Source organism: Streptomyces sp. NPDC093094, assembly GCF_044754345.1.
Taxonomy (GTDB): Bacteria; Actinomycetota; Actinomycetes; order Streptomycetales; family Streptomycetaceae; genus Streptomyces.
In genome coordinates this window covers 385718-399708 of sequence record NZ_JBIVOX010000009.1, presented here as the reverse complement: position 1 = coordinate 399708, position 13991 = coordinate 385718, and the positions used below count along the sequence as shown (strand labels likewise).

Annotated in this window: 16 protein-coding genes; 7 read left to right on the top strand and 9 right to left on the bottom strand. The window is 72.9% G+C overall.

Features of this window, described 5'->3' with window-relative positions:
* Nucleotides 1–100: 100 nt before the first annotated feature.
* Nucleotides 101–943, top strand: coding sequence for a L,D-transpeptidase family protein (locus ACIQGV_RS22035; protein WP_402496736.1), 843 nt, complete (start codon nt 101–103; stop codon nt 941–943).
* Between the two features lie 189 nt (nt 944–1132).
* Here the strand turns inward: ACIQGV_RS22035 and ACIQGV_RS22030 are convergent, their stop codons facing one another.
* From ACIQGV_RS22030 to ACIQGV_RS21990, 9 genes are all read right to left on the bottom strand, one after another.
* Nucleotides 1133–2320: a hypothetical protein gene (locus ACIQGV_RS22030; protein ID WP_402496735.1), complete on the bottom strand. Its 1188-nt coding sequence runs from the start codon at nt 2318–2320 to the stop codon at nt 1133–1135.
* Nucleotides 2320–2982, bottom strand: coding sequence for an RNA polymerase sigma factor (locus ACIQGV_RS22025; protein WP_402496797.1), 663 nt, complete (start codon nt 2980–2982; stop codon nt 2320–2322). The genes ACIQGV_RS22030 and ACIQGV_RS22025 overlap by 1 nt, the downstream gene beginning before the upstream one ends.
* A gap of 374 nt (nt 2983–3356) precedes the next feature.
* Entirely contained in the window at nt 3357–4142 is a 786-nt protein-coding gene (locus ACIQGV_RS22020) for a hypothetical protein (protein ID WP_402496734.1), read from the bottom strand.
* Between the two features lie 86 nt (nt 4143–4228).
* On the bottom strand, nt 4229–4837 hold the full coding sequence (locus tag ACIQGV_RS22015) for an RNA polymerase sigma factor (RefSeq protein ID WP_402496733.1): 609 nt from the start codon (nt 4835–4837) through the stop codon (nt 4229–4231).
* A 128-nt stretch (nt 4838–4965) separates the two neighbouring features.
* The gene (locus ACIQGV_RS22010) at nt 4966–5394 is read right to left on the bottom strand and encodes a hypothetical protein (RefSeq protein ID WP_402496732.1); all 429 of its coding nucleotides are present in this window, start codon (nt 5392–5394) and stop codon (nt 4966–4968) included.
* A 186-nt stretch (nt 5395–5580) separates the two neighbouring features.
* Nucleotides 5581–5982, bottom strand: coding sequence for a hypothetical protein (locus tag ACIQGV_RS22005; RefSeq protein ID WP_402496731.1), 402 nt, complete (start codon nt 5980–5982; stop codon nt 5581–5583).
* A gap of 122 nt (nt 5983–6104) precedes the next feature.
* Nucleotides 6105–6662 (bottom strand): hypothetical protein, encoded by a 558-nt coding sequence (locus tag ACIQGV_RS22000; protein ID WP_402496730.1) that lies wholly within the window; start codon nt 6660–6662, stop codon nt 6105–6107.
* A gap of 76 nt (nt 6663–6738) precedes the next feature.
* Nucleotides 6739–7233: a hypothetical protein gene (locus tag ACIQGV_RS21995; protein WP_402496729.1), complete on the bottom strand. Its 495-nt coding sequence runs from the start codon at nt 7231–7233 to the stop codon at nt 6739–6741.
* Nucleotides 7234–7419: 186 nt separating this feature from the next.
* Nucleotides 7420–9063, bottom strand: a complete 1644-nt coding sequence (locus tag ACIQGV_RS21990; protein ID WP_402496728.1) for a glycoside hydrolase family 20 protein — start codon at nt 9061–9063, stop codon at nt 7420–7422.
* A 150-nt stretch (nt 9064–9213) separates the two neighbouring features.
* On the opposite strand from ACIQGV_RS21990, the gene ACIQGV_RS21985 reads away from it, so the two are divergent.
* The 6 genes from ACIQGV_RS21985 to ACIQGV_RS21960 all read left to right on the top strand — a co-directional run bounded on the left by ACIQGV_RS21985 (nt 9214) and on the right by ACIQGV_RS21960 (nt 13931).
* The gene (locus ACIQGV_RS21985) at nt 9214–9789 is read left to right on the top strand and encodes a 2-oxo-4-hydroxy-4-carboxy-5-ureidoimidazoline decarboxylase (RefSeq protein ID WP_402496727.1); all 576 of its coding nucleotides are present in this window, start codon (nt 9214–9216) and stop codon (nt 9787–9789) included.
* A 172-nt stretch (nt 9790–9961) separates the two neighbouring features.
* Nucleotides 9962–10342: a succinate dehydrogenase, cytochrome b556 subunit gene (sdhC, locus tag ACIQGV_RS21980; RefSeq protein WP_026165064.1), complete on the top strand. Its 381-nt coding sequence runs from the start codon at nt 9962–9964 to the stop codon at nt 10340–10342.
* A gap of 5 nt (nt 10343–10347) precedes the next feature.
* Nucleotides 10348–10830, top strand: coding sequence for a succinate dehydrogenase hydrophobic membrane anchor subunit (locus tag ACIQGV_RS21975; RefSeq protein WP_402496726.1), 483 nt, complete (start codon nt 10348–10350; stop codon nt 10828–10830).
* Between the two features lie 19 nt (nt 10831–10849).
* Nucleotides 10850–12604: a succinate dehydrogenase flavoprotein subunit gene (gene sdhA, locus ACIQGV_RS21970; protein ID WP_402496725.1), complete on the top strand. Its 1755-nt coding sequence runs from the start codon at nt 10850–10852 to the stop codon at nt 12602–12604.
* Entirely contained in the window at nt 12604–13365 is a 762-nt protein-coding gene (locus ACIQGV_RS21965) for a succinate dehydrogenase iron-sulfur subunit (protein ID WP_402496724.1), read from the top strand. The genes sdhA and ACIQGV_RS21965 overlap by 1 nt, the downstream gene beginning before the upstream one ends.
* Nucleotides 13366–13520: 155 nt before the next feature.
* Nucleotides 13521–13931, top strand: a complete 411-nt coding sequence (locus tag ACIQGV_RS21960) for a VOC family protein (protein ID WP_402496723.1) — start codon at nt 13521–13523, stop codon at nt 13929–13931.
* Nucleotides 13932–13991: the final 60 nt, after the last annotated feature.

Genomic DNA, 13991 nt, shown 5'->3' with positions numbered 1-13991 from the left:
CCTCGCTCACAACGATGCCGCGCCGTTCGCAACCAGTCACGCGGGGGGAGACATCTCAGGGGGCACGGATGGCGGACGTGCGGGACGACTGGGGTGCGGAATGCGCGGTGTGGGGTTGAGAAGTGCGGTCGGCGTGGTCCTGGCGGCGGCCGTGGTGAGCGGGTGCAGGGCGCAGGCCGTCGACCGGGACGGGGGCCGGCCGCCGGTCCAGGTCACCCGGACGGCCGCGCCCTCGCAGCCGGCCCCGGACCGGACCGGCGGGGCGGACGACAAGGCGGGTGAGCCGTCGGCCCGCCCGTCGGCGCGTCCCGCGCGGGTGCTGTGGTCGCGCGGGGACGACGGGCGGGACGTACGGGAGATCCAGGCCCGGCTGCGGCAGGTGGCCTGGCTGTTCGAGGGGCCGACCGGGACGTACGACGCGACGACCGAGGAGGCGGTGAAGGGCTTCCAGGGCAAGCGCGGGCTGCCCCGCACCGGGAGCATGGACACCGTCACCTGGCAGCGGCTGCTGGGCATGACCCGTGAACCGGGCCGCTGGGAGCTGTACCTGATGGGGGGCCAGGAGGCCGACGCGCCGGACGCGCGCTGCATGACCGGCCGGGTGCTGTGCATCAGCAAGGAGAGCCGGACCCTGCGCTGGATGATCGACGGACGGACCCTGACGACGGTCCCCGTGCGGTTCGGCTCGGAGTACACCCCGACCAGGGAGGGGGTGTTCGAGGTGTACTGGAAGTCCCGGCACCATGTGTCCACGCTCTACGACTCCCCGATGCCCTACGCCATGTTCTTCAGCGGCGGCCAGGCGGTGCACTACTCCGCCGACTTCGCGGCCCGGGGGTACGCGGGGGCCTCGCACGGCTGTGTCAACGTACGGGACGAGGCGGCGATCTCGGATCTCTTCGGCCAGGTCAGAAACGGCGACAAGGTCGTCGTGCACTGGTGAGGAGTGGGGGCGCGGGCGGGACCGGGGGAACGTGTCCCACCCGCGCCGGATGCACGAGCCGCGAGTACGGGGGGAACCCCGGCTCTGTGCGAGGCCGATGACCAGTCGGCTCACTCAGTACTGCGCCCGAGCCTGCGAAAACGTCACACCTGCGGAAGGGAATTCCGCGAGATTCCGCAGAACCGCAGGTCAGAGGGTTGAGTACCCGGGGTCCGGCGTGGGCTGCGGGGACGCGGGGGGCCGGTCCGGCAGGGCGGGGGCGAAGGCCGGGGGCGGGGAGGCGTCACGGCCGCCCCGCCGGTCACCGCCACCGTGGCCGTGGCCGTGGCCGCCGTGGTCCTTGCCGCGGTCGTCCCCGTCCCCGTTCCCGTCGTGGTCGCCGTCGCCGTGACCTCTGCCGTCGTCGCCGTGGTCGCCGTCGCCGGACTCGCCCTGCTCGTCGGAGCCACGGCTGCCGTCGTCACCGCCGTTGCCGTTGCCGTTGCCGTTGCCGTTGTCGTCCCGGCCGTGGTGGTCGCCCTTGCCGCCTCTGTCGTCGCCCTGCTCTCCGTGGCCGGGGCCGGCGCCGCCCCGGCCGTCGTCCCGGGTGCGGCTGTCGACCGTCGCGAGCACGCCCTTGCAGTAGGCCCACACGCGGGCGGAGCCGCCCGCCGCGCCCTCCAGAGCGCGCTTGCGGTCACTGTCGAGGCCGCGGCCCTCGCGCAGGGCCCGGCACGCGGCGACGGCCCCGTGCCGGCCGGCCGCGCCGCCGTGGTCCGCGGCGGAACGGTCGCGGCCGGGCCCGCGGCCGGTGCCCCGGGCCGTGCCCCGGGCCGTGTCCCGATCGGCGTCCCGGTCTGCGTCAGCCCCGGCCGAGTGACCCGGCGCGGCCGGACGGCCGGTGGCACGGGGCGAGGCTGGGGCGAGCGGCTGCGGCAGGGTCACGGCCGGGGAGACCGAGGCGGCCGGGGCCGGTTCGGCGTCGTCGAACGGCGTGGGCAGGACTCCGGTTCCGGCCGCGACGGCCACCCCGCCGACCATGCCGACGGCGAGCGCTGCGGCGAGCCCGTAGCGCAGGGGGCGTGCCCAGCGCGGGCGGCGCACACCGGTGCCGGGGGCGCCGAGCCGGACCAGCCCGGCGTCGGAGACGGCGGTGCGGCCGACGGCCCCGTGGGCGGCCGGACGTTCGGTGCGGGCACTGCGGAAGGCGGCCAACGCGGCCGCCTCGCCGGGGAGTTCGGTGCTGGTCGAAGGGGGTGTCGCGGCCAGTTCACCCAGGGCTCCCGCGAGCCGTTCGGCCTGTTCCCGGTCATCGGCGCCGACAGAGTCCAGTGGCTCGCCGCGCAGCAGTCGCTCCGCCGTTTCGCGGTTCAGCCACCTGTACTGCTCGTCGGCCATCACATGCCTTTCTGCGTCCGCACTCGCGTATGCGTCACACTCGCGGACGTCACGGCCCGGCCGCGTGGTTCTCGCTGGGAGGGCATCGCGTCGAGCACACCCGTGGATTCCGGATCGTCGCCGAGCAGCTCGGCGAGTCGCTTCAGGCCCCGGTGCGCCGCCGTGCGGACGGCTCCCGCGCGCTTGCCGAGCGTCTCGGCGGCGGTCTTGGCGTCCAGGCCCACGACCACGCGCAGCACGACGGCCTCGGCCTGGTCCTGCGGGAGCCGGGCGATGAGGGAAAGGGTGCGGCCGGTGGCCATGGCCTCGATGGCCTCGCCCGCGGTGTCGGACTCGGCGGGCTTGCCGGTCAGCTCGGTCTCGTCGCCGCCGATGGCGGGGCGGCGGCCGCGCATGCGGAGGTGGTCCAGGGCGCGGTTGCGGGCTATACGGGCGGCCCAGCCCCGGAAGCGGTCGGCGTCGCCGCTGAACCGCTCCAGATCGCGGGCTATCTGGAGCCATGCCTCGGAGGCGACGTCCTCGGCGTCCGGGTCCCCGACGAGCGTGCGGACGTATCCGAGCAGCCGCGGGTGCACCGCGCGGTACACAGTACGGAACGCGGTCTCGTCCCCGTCCTGTGCCGCAAGCACCGCGGTCGTCAGCTCCGCGTCGTCCCCCAGCACCGCGCCCCTTTTGCGCACCGATCCGGTCGTGCGCCGTCACCGGGTCACACGGTCCCGGCAGTCCGGCGCGAAAGGCACGTTACGGCGTGAAACCGCGCTTCGTCCATGGACATCGATGGTCGGTACAAGATGCAACTAACTCGTGACGCGGGGGACGGCTGCGGGGTGTGACAGAAATCGCGGCCTCGGCGCTGAAGGAAGTACGGGCCGCCGCGCGGCCCGTCCGCGCGACGGCCGGGGCCTCTCCTGTGGGGGGTGGCGGCCCCGGCCGTTGCCTTCGGCAGCGGGCCGCGTCCGCGGACGCGGGGCCGCACGAGAACGGCCCTCGGCGCGGAACGCCGGGGCCGCAGGATCCCGGGTCGTCCCGGTTCGCGTCAGTTCGCCGTGTTCTTCTTGCCGTTGCCGTTGCCGGAGCCGTTGCCGCCGCCGTCGGCGTTCCCCTGGTCGCCGGTGTTCCCGGAGCTGCCGGCGTTCTTGGGGCTGCCGTTGCCCTTCCCCTGGTCGCCCGGCTGCTTCGCCGGGTCCGCCTCCCCGGCGATCCGGGCGCAGTACGCCTCGACGCGGTCCTCGCCGCCCGCCGCCTCCACGAGCCTCTGCCAGGCGGTCGACTCCAGCGCCTTGCCGCGGTCCCGGACATGGGCGTACGACCGGCAGTGGGCCTCGGTGTCCTTGGCGGCGGGCGGGCGCCGCGCGGGCCCCGTGCCGGCGGAGGACGGGGTGCCTCCGGTGCCGGACGGGTCGCCGGCCCTGCGGGGAGCGGTCGTCGACGGCTCGGCGGGCCGCTCCCCGGCCTTCTCCGGTCCGGGCTCGGAACCGCCCACGGCGGCGAAGGCGACGCCGCCGAGCGTGAGGCCGGCCAGCAGCACGGCGAAGGTGGTCCGCACCGGCCGTCCGGCCCGTGCCTCGCGCGGCCGCCAGTCGTCCCGCCGCCGGGTCCGGGCCCGGCGCGTCCCGGTCTCGCGGGCCGCCCGGTAAGCCGCCATGGCCCGCCGCTCCCCCTCGGATCCGGGAGCGGTGCGCCGCAGCGCCACGGCGAGGAAGTCCTCCAGCTCCGCGGTACCGGCACCACCGGCCACGGGGCCGTCCGGGGCTCCGGACTCCCGGACGGGGCCGGGGCGGCGACCGTCGGGTGCCGTGCCGCCGGTCAGGCGCTCGCCCATGTCCGCATCCGTTTCCGCCCCGGCCGCCCGTTCCCTCGGGTCCGTCAGGTCTGTCAGTCTGTCCGCCGGTGTGTCACCGCCGTCGTTCACTTCGACTCCCCCAGCGTCCGGGAAGCCTCATCCGTCACACCCAGCTGGCGGGCCAGCCTTCTCAGGCCCCGGTAGGCCGCGGTGCGCACCGCGCCGGGCCGTTTGCCGAGGACCCGCGCGGCCGCGGGGCCGTCCAGCCCCACCACGACCCGCAGCAGCACCGCCTCGGCCTGGTCGCGCGGCAGCGAGCGGACCAGCTCCAGGGCGCGCTCGGTGGAGAGCGACTCCAGCGCCTGCTCATGGGTGCTGTGCGGGCCGGGCAGCTCCAGCACGTCCTGCTCCAGCGCGCTGCCCCGCGGCCGCACCCGCAGCCGGCGCAGATGGTCCAGGGCCCGGTGCCGGGCGATCGTGGCCGTCCAGCCGCGGAAGCCCGCGCCGTCGCCCTTGAACCGTCCGATGTCCCTGGCTATCTCCAGCCAGGCGTCGGACGCCACGTCCTCCGCGTCGTCACCGACGAGCCCGCGCAGATAGCCGAGCAGGCCCGGCTGCACCAGCCGGTACGCGGCCGCGAAGGCGGCCTCGTCGCCGTCCTGGGCACGTGCGACCGCCGCGCCCAGCTCCCCGTCGTGCATCTGCCCGCGACGGGGTTCCCCTCCGTGGCCCAAGACCGTCCTCGTTCGCACCGGGTTGTCTGTGGGACCTCGCCGGACCACGCCCTGCGGCGGTGGCGGCGCCCCCGTCTCAACAGCGCCGCGTCTCACAGAAGTGTCACAGCCGTGCACAACCGCCCCGTTCAGGCCGCGGTGCGCCGGGCCCGGCCGTGCAGGGTGAGATAGAAGGTCTGCAGCGAGTCCTCGGGCCCGCCGCTCTCGAAGCGGTTGCGGACCTTGCCCAGGGGGTTCCAGACCCGGCCGTCGGGCATGCGCACCCCGACCGGCTGCCCGGCCCAGGCCCGCTGGCCGGCGTCCAGGTCGACCCACACGGCGCCGGCCCGGCGCACCAGCACCTCACCGACGTAGGCGCCGAGGCCCGCGAGGACGGTGCGGCCGCGCTCGGCGTCGCCGCCCTTGCGCAGGCCGTCGATCACATGGTCGACCACGCGCAGGCTGGCCACGGACCAGTCGAGCGGGATCCGGTGACGCGCGGTGATGCGCGCGACGAACTCCACGGCGTACGGGCGCATCCCGGCCGCGCACGGTACAAGCCGGTCTGCTGTTTCCATGTGCCCCACCCATTCGTCCGCGGCCCGTGGAGAACCCCGGTGGCCCCCCGCTCTCCCAGCGGACGTCGCCTCCTCACCATCACGGGCCGCGGATGTGCGCATCGACACACGAGGAACTCACGGACGCCGTACAACCTTTCGCGGTGCCGGAAGTCCGCGTCGCGGGATCCCGGGGTCGCCGGACCGTCAGGGCGTGTGCGCACCGGCCGTCGCGTCGCGGCACAGCAGGCGCAGCGAGCCCTGGCCGGCGAAGCAGCGGCAGGCCTCCTCCAGGGGGTCCCACATCCGGCCGTCGGGCGTGCGGACCCAGTGGTCGGCGCCGGTCGCCCACCACTCCGCGGCGGTCTGGCGGACGATCACCTCGCCGGCGTACGCCCCGAGCCCCCGCAGCACGCTCTCCACGGCGGCGTACGGAGGCTCCTCGCGCCGCAGGTCCTCGATCATCCGGTCGACGCGCCACAGGCTCTGCGCCGAGTAGTCCAGGCGCAGCCGCGCGCCCTCCCGCATGGTCGCCACCGCGTCCGCCGCCCAGCGCACGGGCTTCGCGGCGGCGTGGGGCCTGGTCTCCTGATGTGTCGTCGTCGTCACATAGGCAAGAGCGAGGCCGCGGGCGGTTTCGTCACTCCGTTCGGGCCCGTTCCCGCAACCGCCGCAGGACCGCCCCCGCTCCTTCGCCCCACGGTCACAGGATCCGGCGCCCGCGGCGGGGCTCAGCCCTGCTGCCGGGTGCGGCGCGAGACGACCGCGCGCAGGACCCGCCGGCCCTCCGTGGAGACGTCCAGGGCGCCGCGCAGACCGGCCGGGCCGTGGCCCGCGAGGAGCTCCAGGACGGTGACCTGGCGGCGCAGTTCGGCGGCGACCAGGGGCGACATGCCCTCGGTACGGCCGGCTCGCCGGGAGTCGACGGAGTCGGCGTCGTCCTCCGCGGGATCCAGCAGCCGGTGGATCTGGAGCGAGGCGACGGAGCAGGCGTCGGCCCACACGCGCACATCGGGGGCCGAGCGCACGTCGGGGGCGGCGTCCAGCATCCGCCGGGCGAGCACCTCGGCCTCGTCCGCGTCGGCGGCGGGGGTGTCCAGGCTGCCGCGTGCCTGCTCCAGCAGACCGCCCCAGGCGGCCGGGTCGGCGCCCTCGGCGAGGCTCGCCCACAGCGGGCGCAGCAGTTCGTCGTCGCCGCCCAGCAGCGGCGCGCACCGATCCAAACAAGCCAGCCCGCTGGCGGCCAGGCCGCGGTCGTCGGCCTGCGCGATCAGTTCCACCAGGCTCATCCACGCCTCCCTCGACGGGGCGCCATTCGTCACGGAGCCCGCACTTTCCCTTTCTGCGCGTGACGGGCCGGTTGTGTCACAGGGGCACCACACCGAGCCGGTCCAGCAGTCGGAAGAATAGGTTTTCGGCCAGCTCCCCGTCATCGGTGGTGAACAGATCGAGCAGGATTTCCGCATCGGCGGTGTGCCCGGCCTCGGCCGCCCAGGCGACCGCGCGGTCGGCGGCGTCGCCGGGGTCGAGGAAGTAGTCCTCCAGCGCCGGTCCCTCCTGTCCCGCACCGAGACAGCGGGCCGTCGCCTCGCGGGCCAGGCAGGACGTCCACGCCCCGCTCTCCGGTCCGGCCGCCTCCAGGACCACGCCGGCGCCGTCCATCACGTATCCGAACAGCGCGGGGGCGCCGGTCTCCCGGGCCAGCGTGTTCATGCTGCCGACCTCGCCGTCGGCGCTCGGGTACTCCCACACCTGCCAGCCGTCCGGTGCCGAGGTGCGCCGCACCAGACCCTTCGTGCCGACGATCTCGCCCAGGGGCCGCTCGCTGCGGCCCACCACGAAATACCCCCAGTAGCCCATGTCCGGCTCCCCCGACTCCTCGCTTGCGGCTCGGGCCGAATACATCACAGTCGTACGAAAGTTCGCAGGAGGATCGGTCAATCCGCCGCGCCCGCGCCCCTCCCCTCGCACCGTGCGCCCCGCGCCCCGCACCGCGTGCCTCGCACCGTGCGGCCCGGTCCGCGCGGCCCGTGCCGTGCGCCCGTGTCAGCCCAGCCGGTCGGCCAGCGCGCGGAACTCGGACCAGGTCAGGGCAGGCCGGTCCGGGTCCCACAGCTTCTGGACCGTGGCCCGCAGCGGCATCCTGATCCCGGCCGCGACCTGGTCCTGGGTCTGGGATCCGGCCAGGTCGCACCAGACGGCGAAGGAGCCGCCGAGGATCTGCGCGTCGTAGCGGGCCGGGACGGCGTCGGTGCCGCGCAGCACGCGCGGGGTCCACTGCCCGTAGATGCGCTCGCCGGTCGGGTAGACGAAGGTCTGCGGCTCGCCGAGGACGTAGTAGAGGAACTCGTCGTTGTAGTTGACGACCTTCCGTCCCGCCGCCAGGTACTCCGCGGGCTTGCGGGCCCCGATCTCCTTGCCGGTCCAGTAGGCGACCTGGATCTCCTTGTCGGGCACCACCTCGGTGTCACGGTAGAACCCGTCGTTCCAGGCGCGCGGGGTGCGGCCCAGGGCCCGGACGGTGTCGGCGCGGTCGTCGAGCCAGGAGGTGGCGAGGTCGGCGACGCCCGCCCCGGAGCCGTGGGCCTCGCGCGCGGCGGCCGCGAGCTGCGGGTAGGACGCCTCGGGGTCGGAGGCGAAGAGGGCCGCGTACTCGTCGCCGCCGAGGTGCCAGGGGCCGCCGGGGAACAGCTCCGCGTACTCGCCCAGCAGGTCGTCGACGAGCTCGGCGGCGTCCGGGTCGGAGATGTCGACCGCCCCGCGCGTCGGCACGCCGCTCGCGTTCTTCAGCTGGAGCTCGGGGTGCGCGGCGAGGACCGCGCCCAGATGGCCGGGCGAGTCGATCTCGGGCACGACGGTGATGTGCCGGCTGGCGGCCAGGTCGACGATCCGCCGGACCTGGGCCTTCGTCAGGTGCTCCGCGGAGACGATCTCCGGGTGGGTGTCCGACTCGATGCGGAACGCCTGGTCGTCGGAGAAGTGGAGGCCGAGCTGGTTGAACTTCAGGTCCCCCAGCTCGCGCACCCGGTCCTCGATCCAGCCGGCCGTGAAGTGCTTGCGCGCGATGTCCAGCATGAACCCGCGCACCGGCTTGGCGGGCTCGTCGCGCACCACGCCCTCGGGTGCCCCGCGTCCGCCGCGCACCTCCTGCTTCAGCGTCCGGGTGCCGTAGAAGACGCCCTCCTCGGCCGGCCCGCTGATGGTGACCCGCCCGTCGCGCACGGTCATGGAGTACGACTCCGGGTCCGCGCCCTCGTCGCCGTTCAGCGCCAGCCGTACGTCGCCCGCGCGCACGTCCCGGTCCTCGCCGGCGTACTCCAGTCCCAGCTCACCGGCGAGGAGCCGGCCCTCGTCGCCCAGCTCGGCGTCGCTCACCACCACGCGGTACGTCTTCCGCGGCTGCCAGCCCGGACCGCGCGCGGGGGTGTGCCCGCGTACGGCGGGGATGGTGAGCGGGGCCGCGGAGAGCGGGTACGTCCGGGTCGGGCTCGGCGGGGGACTGGGACGGGGGCTCGTGCCGGTTGTGGCGGCGGGGGACGCGGCGGACCCGCCGCCGCCGTCGCCGGAGGCCCACACCCCCACGCCCACGCCGAAGGCCACGACGGCCGCGCCGATGATCAGGGCACGCCGCCGTACGTTCCGCTCCGCTCGCCCCGACCGTCGTGACGGGGGGCGCCTGTGCTGGCTCACACCGCCAACCTACGGCCGCCGGACACACCCCTCGTCCACCACACGTTCTGAAACTCTCCCTTCCGGGTGAATATCGAGCATCCGTCGACACGACATGAGCACGCTCTTATAACGTGGCGGCACATCTCCCACACCTTCCCCCGCCGAAACGTGACTCGCCTCCTTCCCGAGCAGACCCGCGCCACGCCGTCCCCGCTGGAGCGCTTCAACACGGCTCCCGCCGCCGGGGCCCGCCGGGCCCTGCTCGGCTGTCTGGGCTGTCCCCGCTGGGCCGACCGCCTCACCGCGCACCGTCCGTACCCCGACCTGGGCTCCCTGCTCGCCGCCTCCGACGAGGCCGCGTACGACATGACCCCGGCGGAGCTGGCGAAGGCCCTGGCGGGCGAGACCCTGCCGCCCCTGCCGGAGGACGCGTACGAGGCGGCGCACATGGCGCTGGGCGCGGCGCACGCGGCGTACGAGGCCCGCTTCGGGCACACGTTCGTCATCTATCTGGGTGACGCGCCTCCGGGTGAGGCCCTGGACCGCGCCCTGGAGGGCATCCGGTCACGATTGGCGAACGATCCGGAGGAGGAGCGGGTGGTCGCGGCGGAGGAACTCCGCAGGCTGGCGAGGAGCCGGCTGATCAGCACCCTCAGGGGCGCGGAGAACGGCGCGACCAGCCACATCCGGCCCGCATCCGGCAGATGGCGGGCATCCTCCGGAGACCGGGACGGCTCCTCATGAATGCCGAAATACTCACCCATCCGCGTGCCACTTTGATCACACCGGTAGGCCCCCGCTAAGCCCAGCGCCAGCGCGTCGCTACGATGCTGGGGGCCGGTGGACCGTACCCGGCCGGGCCCGACCGACAGTGAAGCCGGCGCGGCCCTAGTCCCCGCTCCCGGAGGGTTCTTCCGTGCCGGCTGGAACGCTGTACCGCGGCCGGGAAGGAATGTGGTCCTGGGTGGCTCACCGAGTCACCGGCGTCCTCATCTTCTTCTTCCTGTTCGTACACGTCCTGGACACCGCTCTCGTGCGTGTCTCCCCCGAGGCATACGACGAGGTCGTGGCCACGTACAAGACGCCGATCGTCGCGCTGCTGGAGTACGGCCTCGTCGCCGCCATCCTCTTCCACGCGCTCAACGGCCTGCGCGTCATCGCCGTCGACTTCTGGTCGAAGGGTCCCCGCTACCAGAAGCAGATGCTCTGGACCGTCATGGGCATCTGGGTCGTGCTGATGGCCGGTGCCGTCTACCCCGTGCTCGGCCACGCCGCTCGTGAACTGTTCGGGAGCTGACGCACATGTCCACGACTGAAACCCAGGCTTCCGGCATCGGCCCGGTCGAGGGCGACGCCCTCTACGGCGTCGACAACCCGGCGCCCCTCATCGAGGCCCCCCGCAAGCGCACCAAGAAGACCCCCCGGTCCACCCGCGGCAACTTCGAGATGGCCGCGTGGCTGTTCATGCGCCTGTCCGGTGTGGTCCTGGTCGTCCTGGTCCTCGGCCACCTGCTGATCCAGCTCGTGCTGGACGGCGGCGTCTCCAAGATCGGCTTCGCCTTCGTGGCGGGCCGCTGGGCGAGCCCGTTCTGGCAGGTCTGGGACCTGCTGATGCTCTGGCTCGCGATGCTGCACGGCGCCAACGGCCTGCGCACGGTCATCAACGACTACGCGGAGCGCGCGAACACCCGGCTGTGGCTGAAGGGCCTGCTCTACACGGCCACGGTGTTCACCATCCTGCTGGGCACGCTGGTGATCTTCACCTTCGACCCGAACATCCGCTAGGCACGGGGCTGCGAGAATCATGAAGATCCACAAGTATGACACCGTCATCGTCGGCGCCGGCGGCGCGGGCATGCGCGCGGCCATCGAGTCCACGAAGCGCAGCCGCACCGCCGTGCTGACCAAGCTGTACCCCACCCGCTCCCACACGGGCGCCGCGCAGGGCGGCATGGCCGCCGCGCTGGCCAACGTGGAGGAGGACAACTGGGAGTGGCACACCTTCGACACGGTCAAGGGCGGTGACTACCTGGTCGACCAGGACGCCGCCGAGATCCTGGCGAAGGAGGCCATCGACGCCGTCCTCGACCTGGAGAAGATGGGCCTGCCGTTCAACCGGACCCCGGACGGCACCATCGACCAGCGCCGCTTCGGCGGTCACAGCCGCAACCACGGCGAGGCCCCGGTCCGCCGCTCCTGCTACGCGGCCGACCGCACCGGTCACATGATCCTCCAGACGCTGTACCAGAACTGCGTCAAGGAGGGCGTGGAGTTCTTCAACGAGTTCTACGTCCTGGACCAGCTGATCACCGAGGTCGACGGCGTCAAGAAGTCGGCCGGTGTGGTGGCGTACGAGCTGGCCACCGGTGAGATCCACGTCTTCCAGGCGAAGGCCGTCATCTACGCCTCCGGCGGCACCGGCAAGTTCTTCAAGGTGACCTCCAACGCGCACACCCTGACCGGTGACGGCCAGGCCGCCTGCTACCGCCGCGGTCTGCCGCTGGAGGACATGGAGTTCTTCCAGTTCCACCCGACCGGCATCTGGCGCATGGGCATCCTGCTGACGGAGGGCGCCCGCGGTGAGGGCGGCATCCTGCGCAACAAGGACGGCGAGCGCTTCATGGAGAAGTACGCGCCGGTCATGAAGGACCTCGCGTCCCGTGACGTCGTCTCCCGCTCCATCTACACGGAGATCCGCGAGGGCCGCGGCTGCGGTCCCGAGGGCGACCACGTCTACCTGGACCTCACGCACCTCCCGCCGGAGCAGCTGGACGCCAAGCTCCCGGACATCACGGAGTTCGCGCGCACCTACCTCGGCATCGAGCCCTACACGGACCCGATCCCGATCCAGCCGACCGCGCACTACGCGATGGGCGGCATCCCGACGAACGTCGAGGGTGAGGTCCTGGCGGACAACACCACCGTCGTCCCGGGCCTGTACGCGGCCGGCGAGGTCGCCTGTGTCTCCGTGCACGGCGCCAACCGTCTGGGCACCAACTCGCTGCTGGACATCAACGTGTTCGGCCGCCGCGCGGGCATCGCCGCCGCCGAGTACTCCCAGAAGGCCGACTTCGTCGAGCTGCCGGAGAACCCGGAGGCCCTCGTCGTCGAGCAGATCGAGCGGCTGCGCACCTCCACCGGCACCGAGCGGGTGGCCACGATCCGCCGCGAGCTGCAGGAGACCATGGACGCCAACGTCATGGTGTTCCGCACCGAGCAGACGATCAAGACGGCCGTCGAGAAGATCGCCGAGCTGCGCGAGCGCTACAGGAACGTGTCGATCCAGGACAAGGGCAAGCGGTTCAACACCGACCTGCTGGAGGCCATCGAGCTGGGCAACCTGCTCGAACTGGCCGAGGTCATGGCGGTGTCGGCGCTGGCCCGCAAGGAGTCCCGCGGCGGTCACTACCGCGAGGACTACCCGAACCGCGACGACGTCAACTTCATGCGCCACACCATGGCGTACCGCGAGGTCGGCGCCGACGGCTCGGAAACCGTCCGACTCGACTACAAGCCGGTCGTCCAGACCCGCTACCAGCCGATGGAGCGTAAGTACTGATGGCTACCCCTGTTCTGGACAAGGTCGAGGCGGAGTCCGCGGCCTCCCCGTACATCACGGTCACCTTCCGGATCCGCCGGTTCAACCCGGAGGTCTCGGCCGAGGCGACCTGGGAAGACTTCCAGCTGGAGATCGACCCGAAGGAGCGTGTCCTCGACGGCCTCCACAAGATCAAGTGGGACGTCGACGGCACGCTGACGTTCCGCCGTTCCTGTGCGCACGGCATCTGCGGCTCCGACGCCATGCGGATCAACGGCAAGAACCGCCTGGCGTGCAAGACGCTGATCAAGGACATCAACCCGGACAAGCCGATCACGGTCGAGCCCATCAAGGGCCTCACGGTCCTCAAGGACCTGGTCGTGGACATGGAGCCGTTCTTCCAGGCGTACCGGGACGTGATGCCCTTCCTGATCACGAAGGACACCAACGAGCCGACGCGCGAGCGTCTGCAGTCCGCCGAGGACCGTGAGCGCTTCGACGACACGACGAAGTGCATCCTCTGCGCCGCCTGCACCTCCTCGTGCCCGGTGTTCTGGAACGACGGGCAGTACTTCGGCCCGGCGGCCATCGTCAACGCGCACCGCTTCATCTTCGACTCGCGCGACGAGGCCGGCGAGCAGCGCCTGGAGATCCTCAACGACAAGGACGGCGTGTGGCGCTGCCGCACGACCTTCAACTGCACGGACGCCTGCCCGCGCGGTATCGAGGTCACCAAGGCGATCGCCGAGGTCAAGAAGGCGCTGATCACGCGCCGCTACTGATCCCGGCTCCGGCATCACGGCGGTGAGGGCCCCGTCTCCCGGTGGGAGGCGGGGCCCTCCGCGTGCGCGGGGGCATGCCGCCGACCGTGCGAGACGGTACGGGGCGGCACCGGGCAATGCCGGGTTCGGGACGCCCTCCCGCCTAGCCTGATGACATGTCAGATGACGAGTCGTACGAACTGCTCGGGTTCGACAACGTGCTGCTGCCGGTCGGGCATCTCGGCGAGGCCGTGGGCTTCTACGAGCGGGCCGGGTTCGCCGTGGGATTCCGGCTCGACGAGGCCGGGATCGCGCTGCTGAGGGCCGGCGGCGAGACACCGGGGATCCTGCTGCGGCTGGAGGAGGGGCTGGGGCACCGGCCGCCGCCGTGGCACTCGGCCCGCGTCTGGCTGGAGGTCCCGGACGCACGGGCGGCCGCGCGGGTCCTGCGGGCCGCGGGGATCACCCTGCTCGACGAGCCGTTCCCGGTGGCCACGGGCTGGACGGTGGAGATCGCCGACCCCTGGGGCAACGTCATCGGGCTCACCGACTACACGAAGCGGCCGGAGCTGGGCCGCAGGCCCTGACCGCCGGACAACCCCCTTAACCCTGCGCCGGGTTGACGGCAGCCGGCCGTGACGCAGGTC